This is a genomic window from Paenarthrobacter sp. 22069, assembly GCF_052046035.1.
Lineage (GTDB): Bacteria > Actinomycetota > Actinomycetes > Actinomycetales > Micrococcaceae > Arthrobacter.
Genome location: NZ_JBQEQF010000004.1, coordinates 152,423 through 167,814, shown reverse-complemented (window position 1 = coordinate 167,814; position 15,392 = coordinate 152,423). Strand labels below are relative to the sequence as shown.

The following is a 15,392-nucleotide window of genomic DNA, read 5'->3' as shown; positions in this document are numbered from 1 at the left end:
AAAGCGGGATCGGGCCCGTCTTCGGTAGGCTGGCAGATGTGACTTTTCCAGTGATAGGCGTGGTTGGCGGCGGCCAGCTCGCGCGAATGATGGCCCCTGCCGCTACAGCACTTGGCTTTGAACTCCGCGTTCTCGCCGAGGGCGAGGACGTCTCCGCAGTCTCGGCGGTGCCCGCCACGCCGGTGGGTGACTACAAGGACCTCCAGACGCTCCTGGACTTTTCCCAGGGGCTGGATGTGATGACGTTCGACCATGAGCATGTGCCGACCTCCCATCTGCGCGCGCTCCAGGAGGCCGGAGTCAATGTACAGCCGGGTCCGCACGCCCTGGTCCACGCCCAGGACAAGCTGGTCATGCGTGCCGCTATCGACCGCCTGGAGCTCCCTAACCCCGTCTGGGCTTCCGTGGCGGGCGTTGATGCGCTGGTTCGGTTCGGGGAGGAAACGGGCTGGCCCGTGGTCCTGAAGACACCCCGCGGCGGATACGACGGCAAGGGCGTCAGGATCGTCGGCTCGCCGGAGGAAGCCGCGGAAGCCGCTGACTGGTTCGCCGCCATGAGTCCCCTGCTGGCCGAGGCGAAGGTGGAGTTCACCCGTGAACTCTCCGCTCTTGTGGCGCGCACCCCCGACGGCGAGGCCCGGGCCTGGCCGGTGGTGCACACCATCCAGGTGGACGGTGTCTGCGACGAGGTGATTGCGCCCGCACTCGATATCCCGCTGGAGGTCGCGGCCGCCGCGGAGGACGCCGCTTTACGGATCGCGGCTGAACTGGACGTGACCGGCGTCCTGGCCGTGGAATTGTTCGAAACTCCGGGCACCGGAGCAGGATTCCTGATCAACGAACTGGCTATGCGGCCGCACAACACGGGCCACTGGACCCAGGACGGCTCCATCACCAGCCAGTTCGAGCAGCACCTCCGCGCCGTCCTGAACCTGCCCCTGGGCGCCACCGACGCGCTGGCACCGGTAACGGTCATGAAGAACTTCCTGGGCGGTGAAAACCAGGACCTGTACTCCGCGTATCCCATGGCTCTTGCGGCCGAACCGGCCGCCAAAGTCCACTGTTACGGCAAATCCGTCCGGCCCGGACGTAAGATCGGCCATGTCAACCTGGTGGGCGCGTCCACCGCGGAGGTTGAGTCGGTACGCCGGCGTGCCACCGCAGTGGCAGGGATCATCCGTGACGGGCGGGTCGGCACCGAAGAAGCAGCTGTAATTTTTGAGGAGAACGCATGAGCGCCGAAGCCACCCCAGCCGCCAGTTCCGGCGCCGGCCCCCTGGTGGGGCTGGTCATGGGTTCAGATTCGGACTGGCCTGTCATGGAGGCCGCGGCAGACGCCCTGGCCGAGTTCGGCATCCCCTTCGAAGCGGACGTGGTCTCAGCCCACCGGATGCCCACCGAGATGATCCGTTACGGCCAGACCGCCCATGAACGCGGCCTCCGCGTCATCATCGCCGGCGCCGGCGGCGCGGCCCACCTTCCCGGCATGCTCGCCAGCGTGACACCACTGCCCGTGATCGGGGTTCCCGTTCCCTTGAAGACGCTGGATGGGATGGATTCCCTGCTGTCCATCGTCCAGATGCCGGCGGGCGTCCCCGTGGCGACGGTCTCGATTGCAGGCGCCCGCAACGCGGGGCTCCTGGCCGTGCGGATGCTCGCGTCCGGAACGGACGAACTGGCCGCTTCACTTCGCCGTGACCTCCTGGACTTCGCCGCCGACCTTAATGCCGTCGCCTCCCGCAAGGGCGCAAACCTGCGGCAGAAAGTCAGCGAAGTCTTCCCCGGCGGCTCCAGCGCTCTCCGGGGCAGCCGTTAGGGCGGCGGGCATGGCCAGCAGCAGCAGCGTCCTGAACACCGGATCCGGCCCGTCCATGACGGACCCGGTCCGTTATCCGGTCAGCGCTTCCTCCCCGGTCCGCACCAAGCGGGCCTTCGTCCTGGTCCTCCTGACGCTGCTGGTACCCGGCAGCGCCCAACTGGTGGCCGGTGACCGGAAACTGGGGCGTGCGGCGCTGCGCGTCACATTGTTCGTATGGGCGGCCATCCTCCTGTCAGGAGTGCTCCTGCTGCTCGACCGAAGCCTGGTCATCAGCATCGTCACCAACCCGGTCACGTCCCTGGTGCTGGTGGTCCTGCTGGCTGCGTTGGCCCTCGGCTGGGCTTTCCTGTTCCTGAATACCCTGCGGCTCATCCGCCCCGTGCTGCTGGCGCCAAAGGCACGGCCCGGCGTCGGGATTGCCCTGGTGCTGGCCCTGGTCCTGGGCAGCGGCTCCGTGGGGTACTCCGCCTACCTGCTGAACGTTGGCCGCAACGCCATCGGCAGCATCTTCGGTTCGGGCCCCGCCTTGAAACCCGTGGACGGCCGGTACAACTTCCTCATGATGGGCGGCGACGCCGGCGATGACCGGACCGGGCGCCGTCCTGACAGCCTGTCGGTCCTGAGTGTGGACGCCGAAACCGGGCAGACGGCCATCATCTCTGTCCCCCGGAACTTCCAGAATGCCCAGTTCAGCGAGAACTCGCCCATGCGCGCCATCTATCCCGACGGCTACAACTGCGGCGACGAATGCCTGATCAACGCCATCAACACCGAGGTCACCAACGAGCACGCCGACCTCTACCCGGGCGTGGACGATCCCGGCGCGCAGGCAACGATGGAAGCCGTATCCGGAACCCTGGGCATGCAGATCCAGGCCTACGTCCTGGTTGACATGCAGGGCTTCTCAACGCTCATCGACGCGATGGGCGGCATCCGGATCAAGGCCGGCGGCTGGGTCCCCATGAGCGGCTATTTCGACGAAGCCACCAAGACCCACGGCATGCCCCTGGGCTGGATCCCCGCCGGTGACCAGACGCTCAACGGCGCCCAGGCCCTCTGGTACGGGCGGTCCCGCGAGTACGTGGACGACTATTCACGCATCCAGCGCCAGCAGTGCGTCCAGCAGGCCATGCTGAAGCAACTTGACCCGGCCACCCTGCTGTCCAAGTTCGAGGACATCGCCAGGGCCGGCACCAAAGTGGTGGAGTCCAACATTTCATCAAGCCAGCTGGGCAGCTTCCTGGACCTGGCGATCAAAGCCCGGGGCAAGGACGTCAAGCGGCTCACCATCGGGCCGCCGGACTTTGACCCGTCGTTCTCCACCAACCCGGATTTTGACCAGATCCACGACAAAGTGGACCAGCTCCTGGCGTCGGCGTCCGCCAAGGGTGCCCAGTCGGCCGGCGTGTCCGACGACGGACTGATGGCCGTTCCGGCCGGCGGTGCCGGACACGTCCAGGCGGCACCGGCCCTGCCTGCCGCGCTTCCCGCAACGGTCACCGCAGCCCAGCAGCCGTCGCCGTCGGACTTCACGCCCGTGACCACTACCCCGGACGGCGAGCCGATTACCGAAGAGATGCTCACCCAGCTCAAGCTCGCCGGCGACGAAGAGGCCATCCGCCAGCTTGTGGCCACCAACGGACAGTGCGCCCCGCTGTAGCGACCGGCCGTTATCCGTCAGCGCCCACCCACCTGCGTCCATCCATAAAGGAACGGAATAGTTTTGTACGAGATTGACAACGTCCTCCGGGACTATGCCTGGGGTTCGACCACGGCGATCGCCTCGCTGCTGGGCCGGGAGGAATCGGGACACCCGGAAGCCGAGCTGTGGGTTGGTGCCCACCCCGACTCGCCGTCGGTGGCCCACATGCCGGACCATGGAAGCGGCCAGCCGCTGGACGCACTGGTTTCCTCCGACCCGGAGCACTTCCTGGGCGTGGAGTCAGTGGCCGCCTTCGGGCCCCGGCTGCCGTTCCTCGCCAAGATCCTTGCGGCCGCGCAGCCTCTCTCGCTCCAGGTCCATCCGAGCCTGGAACAGGCACGGGAGGGTTTTGCCCGGGAAAACCAGGCCGACGTGGATCCGCACTCCCCCAGCCGGAACTACAAGGACGACAACCACAAGCCGGAGATGATCTTCGCACTCACGCCCTTCGAGGCGCTGTGCGGATTCAGGCCTGCATCAGAAACCCGGATGATCCTGCAGCACGTGGCCAACGCCTTCCCCGAAGGCGGGCAGCCCGGGTTGGTCCAGGCGCTGATTGCGGACCTCGCCGCCGACGATGAAGGGACCGGACTTCGCCAGGCCTTCGAGCGGCTGATCACGGGCGGCCAGGGCGTGGCAGAGGAAACGGCACTGGTGGTGGCAGCCCTGCTGACGGCACCGCTGGAGCCCTACCAGGCCGAGCTGGGCACCGTCATCAGCCTCAACGAAAAGTACCCCGGCGATCCCGGTGTCCTCATATCGCTGCTGCTGAACCGCATCTCGCTGAAGCCGGGAGAGGCCGTCTACCTTCCTGCCGGCAATGTGCACGCCTACCTGCACGGGCTGGGCGTTGAGGTCATGGCGTCGTCGGACAACGTTCTGCGCGGCGGCCTGACGCCCAAGCATGTGGATGTCCCGGAACTGCTGCGCACCATCGACTTCCATCCCGTGGCCGTTCCCATGCTGGCCGCCGATAGGACGGAGATGGACCAGGAACTGTTCCGTCCGCCGTTCCGTGAGTTCCAGCTGCAGCGCATCGAGCTTGGCCCGGATGCAGGACCGGTCCCACTCGCGCAGGCCGGTGCTGCGGTGATCATCGTGGTGGCCGGCGACGTGTACCTGGACTCCCCCAAGGGCGACCTGGCATTGTCCCGGGGCGGCAGCGCGTTCATCCCTGCCGCCGAAGCTCCCGTTAACGTCCACCGTGCGGCCGGCAGCACAGGACCGGCCCTGGCCTTCGCCGTCACCACGGGCCTCTAACCGGCGCAACCACAACAAAAGGGCGACGACGGCANCGTCGTCGCCCTTTTGTCTTAGCCCAGTCAGTTGCCCGGCCGCAGTTTCCGGACCAGCGGGCGAACCCGCCCGGCTGCGCCTTTCAGCAGCAGACGTGCCTGCTGGAGACCCTTGCGGGCCAGCGGCATGGCCTTGGCGTAGGCGGGGTAGAACGGCGACAGCGGCTTCTCCCACGTGCCCAGCAGCATGTCCTCGTGCTTGGCGAACTGCTTCTTGAAATCGGAGATGCCGTCGTTAAGCAGGCCGTTGAAGTCGTACCGGCTGCAGCCGTCCTCGCGCATGGACGTCAGGGCCGCCCATTTCACGCCGTAGTTCACGCGCTGCTTCTGCCCCTCGGCGGACACGCCGCCGTACAGCTCGAACGCCGTGGTTCCGCTGCGCGACAGCCAGGTGAACGCCAGCAGCTGCTCGCCGTCGAACGCGCCAATGATCGGGGAGGCGTCACCGAGGTTCCGGAAGATGTCGCGGTAGTACTGGTCCTCATGGATACCGAAGCCCGCCCGCTCCGCCGTGTCGTGGTAGATGGCCAGCACCTGTTCCAGTTCGGACTCGTTCTTGACCTTGCGGAATTCCACCTCGCTGCGCATGGCCTTGCGGATGTTCGCCCGGGTGGACTTGGACATCTCCGCCATGAGTTCATCGTCGGACCGGGTCAGGTCCAGGATGAGGGTGCGCGGGATGAGGACGGTGTTGGTGGATTCGCGGAAGCCCGCTGCGGCCACGGCGCCGGCATAGGCGGAATCGCGGTCCCAGTCCGGTTCGATGCTGAGGGCTACGCCCCGGTGGCGGAGGGCCGCGTGGTCAGCCAGCCGGTTGAGCACCTCCTGCGTATTCTCCACGGCACACATGGGACCGCGCGGAATGTAGACCAGTGCACGGAAGGGCGTGGGAAGCTTTCGGACCAGCAGCTGGGCGGCACCGATGGTCCGGTCCCCGGCCTTCACCAGGACCCTGTCCACAGACCAGCCGTGCATTGCCTTGGTTTCGCCCCAGCCCCAGAGCTGTTGCGGATGCCCCTGGAACTGGTCGACGTTTTCGTCCCAAAGGGCGCGGTCAGTACAGGGCACAACAGCAGGAATCATGGCTTAAACCCTATACCAACGCATTAACGGCAAAACCCCGGCACGCACGCGGCGTCCCGGGGCCTGACATCCTGCAGTGGCCGTGGATTAGCTCTTGCGGGCGTAGCCTTCCCACTTGTCGGCGCGGTGCTCGCCGTCGACGAAACGGATGGTGCCGGACTTGGAGCGCATGACGATGGACTGGGTGAGGACCTTGTCCTTGGAGTAGCGGACACCCTTGAGCAGGTCGCCGTCGGTGATGCCGGTGGCGGCGAAGTAGCAGTTGTCGCTGGAGACCAGGTCATTGGTGGAAAGCACCCGGTCCAGGTCGTGTCCGGCGTCGATGGCCTTCTGCTTTTCTTCATCGCTGGTGGGCCAGAGACGGCCCTGGATCACGCCGCCCAGGGACTTGATGGCGCACGCGGCCACGATGCCCTCGGGGGTGCCACCGATGCCCATCAGGGCATCCACACCGGTGCCGGAGCGGGCAGCGGCGATGGCGCCGGCGACGTCGCCGTCCATGATGAACTTGGTGCGCGCGCCGGCTTCGCGGATTTCCTCCACCAGCGGCTTGTGGCGGTCGCGGTCAAGGATCATCACGTTGAGCTGGTTAACCTTCACGCCCTTGGCCTTGGCAATCAGGTGCAGGTTCTGTTTGACCGGCAGGCGCAGGTCCACCATGTCCGCCGCCTCAGGGCCGGTGACGAGCTTTTCCATGTAGAACACTGCTGAGGGATCGAACATGGAGCCGCGCTCGGCAACGGCCAGGACAGCCAGGGCGTTGTTGATACCCAGGGCGGTCAGGCGGGTACCGTCGATGGGGTCGACGGCGACGTCGCATTCGGGGCCGGTGCCGTCGCCAACGCGTTCACCGTTGAACAGCATGGGGGCTTCGTCCTTTTCGCCCTCGCCGATCACCACCACACCGTTGAAGTGGACGGTCTGCAGGAAGGAACGCATGGCGTCGACGGCGGCGCCGTCCGCGGTGTTCTTGTCGCCAAAACCCACCCAGTGGCCGCCGGCGATGGCCGCGGCCTCGGTGACGCGGACAAGCTCGAGGGCGAGGTTGCGGTCCGGCTCGTCGTGGCCCACCGCAAGGGACGGTGAAATCGTGGAGTACTTCTGGGTCATGGACGCTGGTGACACGTGAACCTCTTCTTCGAGTGGCGATCATTGAACCCGCCTGCCGGTGCAGCAGAACGGTGATTCCTCTGCTTCCGATCATAGTCGCGGCGCCGCGCCGGCGGCGGCCCGTGACGCGGCCCCGCAATGTACCCCGCGCGTGCACAAGCGTCCCCGCCAAGGCCCGAATGGCAGTGAGGCTGCGGGATGGGCGACTATAGGAGGGTGAATGACATGCAGGAAGCCACCAGTCCAAGCTCCGGCCAGGCCAAGCCCGAAGGGCGCGCAGGCGCCGCCGGCAGCAGTGCGGATGCCCCGGTTAAGCCCGTCATTCCGGCTGCCGCCGCCAAGCGGGCCAACGCCTCGGTGATCGGCATGATTATTGCCCTGGTGCTCAGCATTGCGGCGTTCCTGCCCGTTGTGCTCATGAATCCGCAGCCGAAGACGGAAGGGTATCGTCCGGACATCGACGTCGCGTCGGTGGCTCGGAATGCGGCCGATGTGGCCGGATTCACACCCGTCGCGCCGGACACCGGCAACGCTTTCCGCGCGAACTATGCCCGCTGGGAGGCAGGCACCGGCAGCGGCGTCCCCACCTGGGAGGTTGGCTACCTGACCCCCAAGACATCCTTCATCGCCCTGGTCCAGACCAGGAGCGCCAACCCCACCTGGCTCCTCCAGCAGACGAAGAACGCCCCCGTCACCGGGTCCCGGAATGCCGGCGGCCAGGAATGGGAACTGCGGGACACCGGCAAGGGTGAAAAGTCCATGGTGCTGAACTACCGCGGCAGCACCGTCGTCCTCTCAGGCGCGGCACAACTGGACGAATTCGCGGCACTGGCTGCCGCCGTCGTCGGCTCCCTTGACAGCAACCCGGCCGTCACAGTTTCACCCTCGGCGGTCCCCACACCGTAAGGTGGGGCCGTGACGACTAACCTGACCCCTGCACTGGCCTGGCGCCGCCTGCGCGAAGGCAACGAACGTTTCGTAAACGGCGAGTCCTCCCATCCGAACCAGAATGCTTCGCGCCGCTCATCACTGGTGGAGACGCAGAGCCCCTTCGCGGTGATCTTCGGCTGCTCCGACTCCCGGCTCGCGGCAGAAATCATCTTCGACGTCGGCCTGGGCGACGTCTTCGTAGTCCGCACCGCCGGCCAGGTGATCGACGACGCCGTCCTGGGTTCCCTCGAGTACAGCGTCGGCGTGCTGAACGTGCCGCTGATCGTCATTCTGGGGCACGACAGCTGCGGCGCCGTGACAGCCACCAAGGACGCCGTGGAGACCGGCGAAATGCCGGCGGGCTTCATCCGCGACCTCGTGGAGCGCATCACGCCCTCTGTCCTGACGTCCCTGCGCAATGACCAGCCCGAGGTCAACGACATGGTGGTGGAGCACGTCAAGCAGACGTCGCAGCGCCTCGCGGACAGCTCGCGTGTGATTTCCGACGCAATCGAGGGCGGCCGCACCGCCGTCGTCGGCCTTTCCTACCGGCTGGCAGAAGGCAGCGCCGACCTGGTTTACGGAATCGGCGAGCTCTAGGAGCCGCATGCCGGCGGTCCCCCGGGCCGCCGGCACCACTGCCTTAACGGTTTTCGATGGGGCGCCGGATCGCCATAAGCTAGCCCCATGACTTCCACTGAAGAGTTCCGCATTGAACATGACACGATGGGCGAAGTCCGCGTCCCCGTGAACGCACTGTACCGCGCGCAGACGCAGCGGGCAGTGGAAAACTTCCCCATTTCCGGCAAGACCCTGGAGCGCACCCACATCGAGGCGCTCGCCCGGGTCAAGAAGGCTGCCGCCCAGGCCAACGCAGAACTGGGCGTGCTCGACGGCGAGCTGGCCAAGGCGATTGCAGGCGCTGCCGACGAGGTGGCTGCCGGCAAGTACGACGGCGACTTCCCCATCGACGTCTTCCAGACCGGCTCCGGCACCTCCTCGAACATGAACACCAACGAGGTCATCGCCGAACTGGCCACGCGCGCACTGAAGGCCGCGGGCAGCGACAAGGTTGTCCACCCGAACGACCACGTCAACGCGTCGCAGTCCTCCAACGACGTCTTCCCCACCTCTGTCCACGTGGCTGCCACCTCGGCACTGATCAACGATCTCATTCCCGCCCTGGGCTACCTGGCCGAGTCGCTGGAGCGCAAGGCCGCTGAATTCAAGGACGTGGTGAAGTCCGGCCGCACCCACCTCATGGATGCCACTCCGGTGACCCTGGGCCAGGAGTTCGGCGGCTACGCGGCACAGGTCCGCTACGGCATCGAGCGCATCAACGCCTCGCTCCCCCGCGTTGCCGAGGTTCCGCTGGGCGGCACGGCAGTGGGCACCGGCATCAACACCCCTGCCGGTTTCCCGGAGCGCGTCATCGAACTGCTGGCCACGGACACCGGCTTGCCGCTGACCGAAGCCCGCGACCACTTCGAGGCCCAGGCCAACCGCGACGGCCTGATCGAGGCGTCCAGCCAGCTGCGAAACATCGCCATCTCGTTCATGAAGATCAACAACGACCTTCGCTGGATGGGTTCCGGCCCCAACACCGGCCTGGGCGAAATTGCCATCCCCGACCTGCAGCCCGGTTCCTCGATCATGCCCGGCAAGGTCAACCCGGTCATTTGCGAGGCGTCCATCATGGTGGCCGCCCAGGTCATCGGCAACGACACCGCCATCGCCTGGTCCGGCACCAACGGCGCCTTCGAGCTCAACGTCGGCATCCCCGTGATGGCCGCCAACCTGCTCGAGTCCATCCGCCTACTGGCCAACACCAGCCGCGTCATGGCGGACAAGATGATTGACGGCATCACCGCCAACGTGGAGCGCGCGCGCTTCCTGGCCGAGGCTTCCCCCTCCATCGTCACGCCGCTGAACAAGTACATCGGCTACGAGAACGCCGCCAAGATCGCCAAGACCGCCGTCAAGGAGGGCCTGACCATCCGCCAGGCCACCGAGAAGCTGGGCTTTGTCGGTGAAGGCGACGGCAAGGTTTCCGAGGCGGACCTCGACAAGGCTCTGGACGTCACCACGATGACAGCCCCGGCGCACAAGGCGTAAGTCTCTACTTCCTCCTGGACGCCCGACGGCGGCCGGCACCTTTCGAACGGAAGGCGCCGGCCGTCGTCGTGCTTTATGCCCCAGGGCTCGCCTGAGCGTGGGCTCATCCAGAAAGTTGCACTAATTATAATTCAGTGCAAAACTTTACTGCGTGACTGATAGTGCAAATTTGGACTCCGGGCTGCGTCAGCGGAAACGTGCCGCCACGCGCGGCGCCATCACGGCAACAGCCAGGGCCCTCACGGCCGAACGCGGCCTCAACGGCTACACCGTGGAGGAAGTCTGCGACGCCGCGGGGATCTCCCGCCGGACCTTCTTCAACTACTTCCCCACCAAGGAAGACGCCATCATCGGCCACGCCGGGGACGATATTCCTGCCGACGTGATCGAGGACTTCATCGCCGGCGGGGCGGACTCTCCCGCCGGCGACATTTCCCCCACCCTGTTCCGCGACCTGGTCCGGCTTTCGCTCCGGCTTGCCGAGGGCATGACCGCGTCCGAGGAGGAAACCCGGCAGTTGATCGGCGTGGTCCACAAGGAACCGCAGCTCATCCTGAAGATCATCGGAGTCACGGAGCAGCGCGAGGCCCAGTTCGCCCGGGACGTCGCCCGGCGTGAAGGAGTGGCCGCCGACCACCCGGTGGTGCAGATGGCCGTGGTGCTGCTCAGCACGATCGCCCGCAAGAGCAGCATGGCCTACTTCTCCGACGGCAACACCCGCAGCTACCCGGACCTGCTGCTGGAGAACATTTCCGCCGCCAGCGTCCTGTTTTCACAACCGTTCGACACCACGGATACCACCGCCGCAAAAGGACAATCATGAGTACCGCCACCGCCAAGGCGCCCGCAGGACCGCTCCTGCTGACCCAAAAACGCATCTGGACCATCTTCTCCGCATTGATTGCGGGCATGCTCCTCTCCAGCCTGGACCAGACGATCGTCTCCACGGCCATGCCCACCATCGTGGGCAAGCTGGGCGGCGTGGAAAACCAGGCGTGGATCACCACCGCCTACCTGCTGGCCACCACCATCGTGATGCCCATCTACGGCAAGTTCGGTGACATCCTGGGCCGCCGCAACCTCTTCCTGGTGGCCATCGCACTCTTTACGCTGGCGTCCGTGGGCTGCGCCCTCGCCACCGACTTCTGGGGCTTCGTCATCTTCCGAGCCATCCAGGGCCTGGGCGGCGGCGGCCTCATGATCCTCTCCCAGGCGATCATCGCCGACATCGTGCCCGCCAAGGAGCGCGGCAAATACATGGGACCGCTCGGCGCCATCTTCGGCCTCTCCGCCGTCGCCGGCCCGCTCCTGGGCGGCTTCTTCGTGGACCATCTCACGTGGGAATGGGCCTTCTACATCAACATTCCCGTCGGCCTTGCCGCGTTCGCCATCGCCTGGTTCGCCCTGACGCTGCCGAACAAAAAAGCGGAAAAGCGGATTGACGTCCCCGGTGTCTTCCTGCTCTCCGCCGCCACCACCTGCCTGATCTTCTTCACGGACTTTGGCGGCAAGAAGGATGAGGGCTGGGATTCACCCCTCACGTGGGCCTTCGGCGCCGGCCTGCTGGTCTCGGCAGCCGCCTTCGTGATGGTGGAACGCCGGGCAGAGGACCCCATCATTCCGCTGAGCCTGTTCCGGAACCGGATCTTCATCAACGCAACCGCCATCGGCTTTACCCTGGGCCTGGGCATGTTCTCCGCGATCGCGTTCGTCCCCACCTTCCTGCAGATGTCCTCGGGCACGTCGGCTGCAGAATCCGGCCTGCTGATGCTGCCGATGATGGCAGGCCTCATGGGCACGTCCATCTACTCCGGCATCCGGATCTCCAAAACCGGCAAGTACAAGCTGTTCCCCATCCTGGGGGCCGCGCTGACCATGGCCGCCATGCTGTGGATGACCACCCTCGCGGCCAGCACGCCCATCTGGGTGATCTGCCTCCAGCTCTTCGTCTTCGGAGCCGGCCTGGGCCTGATCATGCAGGTGGTGGTCCTGGTGGTCCAGAACTCCGTGCCGGCGGACCAGATCGGTACCGCCACCAGCACCAACAACTACTTCCGTGAGGTGGGGGCCGCCATGGGTGTTGCGGTGTTCGGCTCAATTTTCACCACCCGCCTTTCCGGGGCGCTGAGTAACGCTTTCACAGGGGCGGGAGCTTCCGCCGAGCAGGCCGGACAGTCCACCCGGACCCTGGATCCGCAGGCGCTCAGCCGGCTCCCGGAACAGCTGCGGGACGCGATCGTGAATGCCTATGCCGATTCGCTGGCACCGGTGTTCTGGTACCTGCTGCCGTTCATCGCCGTTGCGCTGCTCCTGGCCATCACGCTGAAGCAGATCCCGCTGTCGGACACCGCCGGCATGGTGGCACGCGGCGAAGCCGTGGGGGGCGAGGAAGCGGAGCGGCTGGCCGCCGGGCTCGCCCGCACTGGTGCCGGCGACGCGGAAACCGGACGTGACGGTGACACTGTGAAGGACGACGACGGCGAGCTGGTTTCCCAGGGCCGCTGACCGGCGTCGGACGACTTGCTTGGCCCCGACGCACGGCGGGGCCGGCGGGAAGGGACCAACAGGGCCGCCGCAATCTTTGGGGGGTTGCGGCGGCCCTGTTTCGTTCAAGGTCCTCTACTGCAGCGGCTACGGCTCGAAGTAGGTGGCGCCGGAGGGCGCAAGAGCCTGGCGGATGCTGGTCAGGTGGCCGGGCATGAGTTCCGGAAGGTCATCCACGCTGAACCATCCGACGGCCAGGGACTCATCATCGTTGACCCTGGCCTCGCCCGAGACGTAGCGGCACAGGAACACCACGTCCAGGAACTCACAGATATCGCCGTTAGGGTAGGTAACGGGACCCACGGCACCTACGGACACCACACGTTCCGGTTCAGCCACCACGGCTGTTTCCTCGAAGATTTCCCGGACAAGCCCGCGTGCAGGCTGCTCGCCCGGGTCCAGCATGCCGCTGACGAGGGCCCACTGCCGGTTGTCCGAGCGCTGGGCCAGCAGGATCTTTCCGGCGTCATCGACCACGACGCCCCGGACCCCGGGGACCCAGATGGGATCGTTGCCGATCTTCTTGCGCAGTTTCAGGACGTATTCGGGTGCAGGCATATCGCCACCTTACCGAATGGCCCCGGCCGCCTGTGGAAAACCTCCCTGCTGTCAGCCGGCCCTGGACTGGACCGTCAGGCAGGCAGCAGCATGGCCGCGGCGGCTCCGGCAAGCATGAACGGGCCGAAGGGTATCGCGGACTTCAGGGTGCTGCGCCGGGCCGCGAGGAGGGCAATGGACCACAGGCCGCCGAGCAGGAAGGCCAGGAAGGTGCCGGCGAACAGGTGCCCCCAGCTCAGGTAGCCAAGGTACATTCCCAGCACTCCAGCCAGCTTGACGTCCCCGAAGCCCATGCCGGGAGGGTAAATGAAGCGCAGGATGAAGTAGAAGAGCCACAGGATGGCGCCGCCGGCCACGACGCGGACGGCAGGTGCGGCGATGAGGCCGGCCGCCCCGCCGGCAGGTTCAGGACTGGCCCATGCAAAGGCGGCGGCCGCCAGGAGGAGCGCTCCGGCCACGGCATAGGACGGGAAGACGATCCGGTTGGGCAGCAGGTGGTGCCGGACGTCGATGATGGTGAGCCGGACTGCCATCACCGCAAAGTACAGGCACGCGGCCAGGACCAGCCAGAAGGCGGGCGGGGTGTGCTGCCAGAGTTCACCGAGTCGTCCGATCACTCCTCGGATGCTACTGGATCCACCCATTCCCGCCGCAACGACGCCGCGTAAGATGTGGATATGTCCACCTGGGACTCCCGACGCCGGCCTGTTCCGGGCCCTGCTGCCGGCGTTGCCGCCTCCGCGGACCCGGCCGCCACCTTCCGGAACCTGTGCCGCTCTTCCCCCTGGAAATGGCAGTCGCTACGGTTTGAGTACTGGGACCAGCCATTCGATTCGGGCCCAACAGTGGGTGCACCCTTCGTCCGCGCGTGGCTCCGCCGTCCAGGTGCGCTCCGCCTCGAAAGCCCCGAGGGACTCGTCCTGCACAGCACCACAGGAATCAACGATTCCAGGGACGTCTTCTATGTGAGCGCCACCCGCAAGTCCTGGCTCCTCCCGCCCTCGTTGGTCACCCCGGTCTATGACGGCGAGGGCCTGGTACGCCGCCGGCCGGAAGCTGCCTATGGTGAGCCGGGGTTCGGCAACGGCCGGTTTTCGGCTGCACTGGACCCCGTGGAGCTTGCAGGCAACGCCCCCGTGCCCATCGAGTTCCCTGGCAGCAACGCCCTGGACCTCAGGGAAGTCCGGTACACCGAGCACGAGGGACGTCCTGTCCTGGAAGCGGTCGCAGTCCCCAACGTGGCCTACCGGCCCACGGACCCCGCCACTCCCCTCTGCCTTCCCGGCAGGTCCCGCCTCCGCCTCGACGCAGCCACCGGGGTCTGCGTGTCCAGCCAATCGTTGGAGCAGGCAACCGAAGAATACGGGCATTGGATCCGCATCATCGCCGTTGACGAGTACATGCTCGATGACCTCTTCCTGGCCGAGTCCATGAACCTGACGGACGTCCGCAGGCATATCAGCTGGGACATCCCGGCCTGAGCATGACAGATGCCCGCGGCAGTGATCGGCTAGGCTTCGCGGATGACTTCCATGAGCTCCATCTGGCCACTGTTCGACCTCAGGCTTGAAACTCCCCGGCTGGAGCTCCGCCCCATCACCGACCAGGACATCCCGGCGGCTGTTGCCGCGGCGAGGGAGGGAATCCACCACGCCGGCAAAAATTTGTTCAGCACACCCTGGACCGAACTGCCCCACGATGAGTTGGGCCCGAACATGGCCCGCTGGTACTGGCGCTGCCGTGCGGAGTGCAGCCCCGAAAGCTGGACCCTTCTCCTCGGGATCTGGCATGGGGGTCAGTTCGTCGGCTGCCAGGACGTTGGTGCCAAAGACTTCGCTGCCCTCAGGACAGTCAGCACCGGATCCTGGCTGAAGCAGTCCGTCCAGGGCCGCGGCCTGGGCAAGGAGATGCGTGCCGCCGTCGTCCTCTGGGCCTTTGACTGGCTGGGCGCAGACATTGCCGAATCGGAGGCAGCCGCCTGGAACAGCGCTTCCCTGGGCGTGTCCCGTTCCCTCGGCTACGAACCCAACGGCACCACCTGCAAAGCCTGGGGCACCAAAGTCGAAACACTCCAGCACGTCCGCCTCACCCCGGATAAGTTCAACCGCCCGGAATGGCCGCTGAAAGTAGAGGGCCACGAGTCAGCGGCGAAGTTCCTGAAGGTGACCTGATCACAAGCCGGGTTACGGTCCTTCGCGTAGGAGCGCATCGCCGACCAGAGCGTCGAGCAGGTCGC

Annotated in this window: 15 protein-coding genes; 11 read left to right on the top strand and 4 right to left on the bottom strand. The window is 66.2% G+C overall.

Features of this window, described 5'->3' with window-relative positions:
* Positions 1–38: 38 nt before the first annotated feature.
* From ACTJK0_RS04770 to manA, 4 genes are all read left to right on the top strand, one after another.
* On the top strand, positions 39–1,235 hold the full coding sequence (locus ACTJK0_RS04770) for a 5-(carboxyamino)imidazole ribonucleotide synthase (protein ID WP_440744435.1): 1,197 nt from the start codon (positions 39–41) through the stop codon (positions 1,233–1,235).
* Positions 1,232–1,816 carry a 5-(carboxyamino)imidazole ribonucleotide mutase gene (gene purE, locus ACTJK0_RS04765; protein ID WP_440744434.1) on the top strand — a complete coding sequence of 195 codons (585 nt, stop codon included), beginning with the start codon at positions 1,232–1,234 and terminating at the stop codon, positions 1,814–1,816. Before ACTJK0_RS04770 ends, purE begins: the two co-directional genes overlap by 4 nt.
* Before the next feature lie 10 nt (positions 1,817–1,826).
* Positions 1,827–3,479, top strand: coding sequence for an LCP family protein (locus tag ACTJK0_RS04760; protein ID WP_440744433.1), 1,653 nt, complete (start codon positions 1,827–1,829; stop codon positions 3,477–3,479).
* 63 nt (positions 3,480–3,542) lie between these two features.
* Positions 3,543–4,781 carry a mannose-6-phosphate isomerase, class I gene (manA, locus tag ACTJK0_RS04755; RefSeq protein WP_440744432.1) on the top strand — a complete coding sequence of 413 codons (1,239 nt, stop codon included), beginning with the start codon at positions 3,543–3,545 and terminating at the stop codon, positions 4,779–4,781.
* A 62-nt stretch (positions 4,782–4,843) separates the two neighbouring features.
* On the opposite strand, the gene ACTJK0_RS04750 is transcribed toward manA, so the two are convergent.
* Together ACTJK0_RS04750 and glpX are read right to left on the bottom strand one after the other, a co-directional pair.
* On the bottom strand, positions 4,844–5,899 hold the full coding sequence (locus ACTJK0_RS04750) for a lipid II:glycine glycyltransferase FemX (protein ID WP_440744431.1): 1,056 nt from the start codon (positions 5,897–5,899) through the stop codon (positions 4,844–4,846).
* An 87-nt stretch (positions 5,900–5,986) separates the two neighbouring features.
* Positions 5,987–7,009: a class II fructose-bisphosphatase gene (gene glpX, locus ACTJK0_RS04745; RefSeq protein WP_181422425.1), complete on the bottom strand. Its 1,023-nt coding sequence runs from the start codon at positions 7,007–7,009 to the stop codon at positions 5,987–5,989.
* Between the two features lie 225 nt (positions 7,010–7,234).
* Here glpX and ACTJK0_RS04740 point away from each other — a divergent pair, with 225 nt between their 5' ends.
* The 5 genes from ACTJK0_RS04740 (at position 7,235) to ACTJK0_RS04720 (ending at position 12,559) form a co-directional block, all read left to right on the top strand.
* On the top strand, positions 7,235–7,915 hold the full coding sequence (locus ACTJK0_RS04740) for a DUF4245 domain-containing protein (RefSeq protein ID WP_440744430.1): 681 nt from the start codon (positions 7,235–7,237) through the stop codon (positions 7,913–7,915).
* 9 nt (positions 7,916–7,924) lie between these two features.
* Positions 7,925–8,539: a carbonic anhydrase gene (locus ACTJK0_RS04735; protein ID WP_440744429.1), complete on the top strand. Its 615-nt coding sequence runs from the start codon at positions 7,925–7,927 to the stop codon at positions 8,537–8,539.
* An 87-nt stretch (positions 8,540–8,626) separates the two neighbouring features.
* Positions 8,627–10,054, top strand: coding sequence for a class II fumarate hydratase (locus tag ACTJK0_RS04730; protein ID WP_110542807.1), 1,428 nt, complete (start codon positions 8,627–8,629; stop codon positions 10,052–10,054).
* Positions 10,055–10,205: 151 nt separating this feature from the next.
* Positions 10,206–10,877, top strand: coding sequence for a TetR/AcrR family transcriptional regulator (locus tag ACTJK0_RS04725; protein ID WP_110542806.1), 672 nt, complete (start codon positions 10,206–10,208; stop codon positions 10,875–10,877).
* Positions 10,874–12,559 (top strand): MDR family MFS transporter, encoded by a 1,686-nt coding sequence (locus tag ACTJK0_RS04720; protein WP_440744428.1) that lies wholly within the window; start codon positions 10,874–10,876, stop codon positions 12,557–12,559. The genes ACTJK0_RS04725 and ACTJK0_RS04720 overlap by 4 nt, the downstream gene beginning before the upstream one ends.
* A 126-nt stretch (positions 12,560–12,685) precedes the next feature.
* Here the strand turns inward: ACTJK0_RS04720 and ACTJK0_RS04715 are convergent, their stop codons facing one another.
* Positions 12,686–13,156, bottom strand: coding sequence for an NUDIX hydrolase (locus tag ACTJK0_RS04715; protein WP_440744427.1), 471 nt, complete (start codon positions 13,154–13,156; stop codon positions 12,686–12,688).
* A 74-nt stretch (positions 13,157–13,230) separates the two neighbouring features.
* Positions 13,231–13,773 carry a prepilin peptidase gene (locus ACTJK0_RS04710; RefSeq protein ID WP_440744426.1) on the bottom strand — a complete coding sequence of 181 codons (543 nt, stop codon included), beginning with the start codon at positions 13,771–13,773 and terminating at the stop codon, positions 13,231–13,233.
* A gap of 60 nt (positions 13,774–13,833) precedes the next feature.
* On the opposite strand from ACTJK0_RS04710, the gene ACTJK0_RS04705 reads away from it, so the two are divergent.
* Complete coding sequence (locus ACTJK0_RS04705) at positions 13,834–14,637, top strand: hypothetical protein (protein ID WP_440744425.1); 804 nt, start codon at positions 13,834–13,836, stop codon at positions 14,635–14,637.
* 42 nt (positions 14,638–14,679) lie between these two features.
* Positions 14,680–15,327 carry a GNAT family N-acetyltransferase gene (locus tag ACTJK0_RS04700; RefSeq protein ID WP_440744424.1) on the top strand — a complete coding sequence of 216 codons (648 nt, stop codon included), beginning with the start codon at positions 14,680–14,682 and terminating at the stop codon, positions 15,325–15,327.
* Positions 15,328–15,392 lie beyond the last annotated feature (65 nt).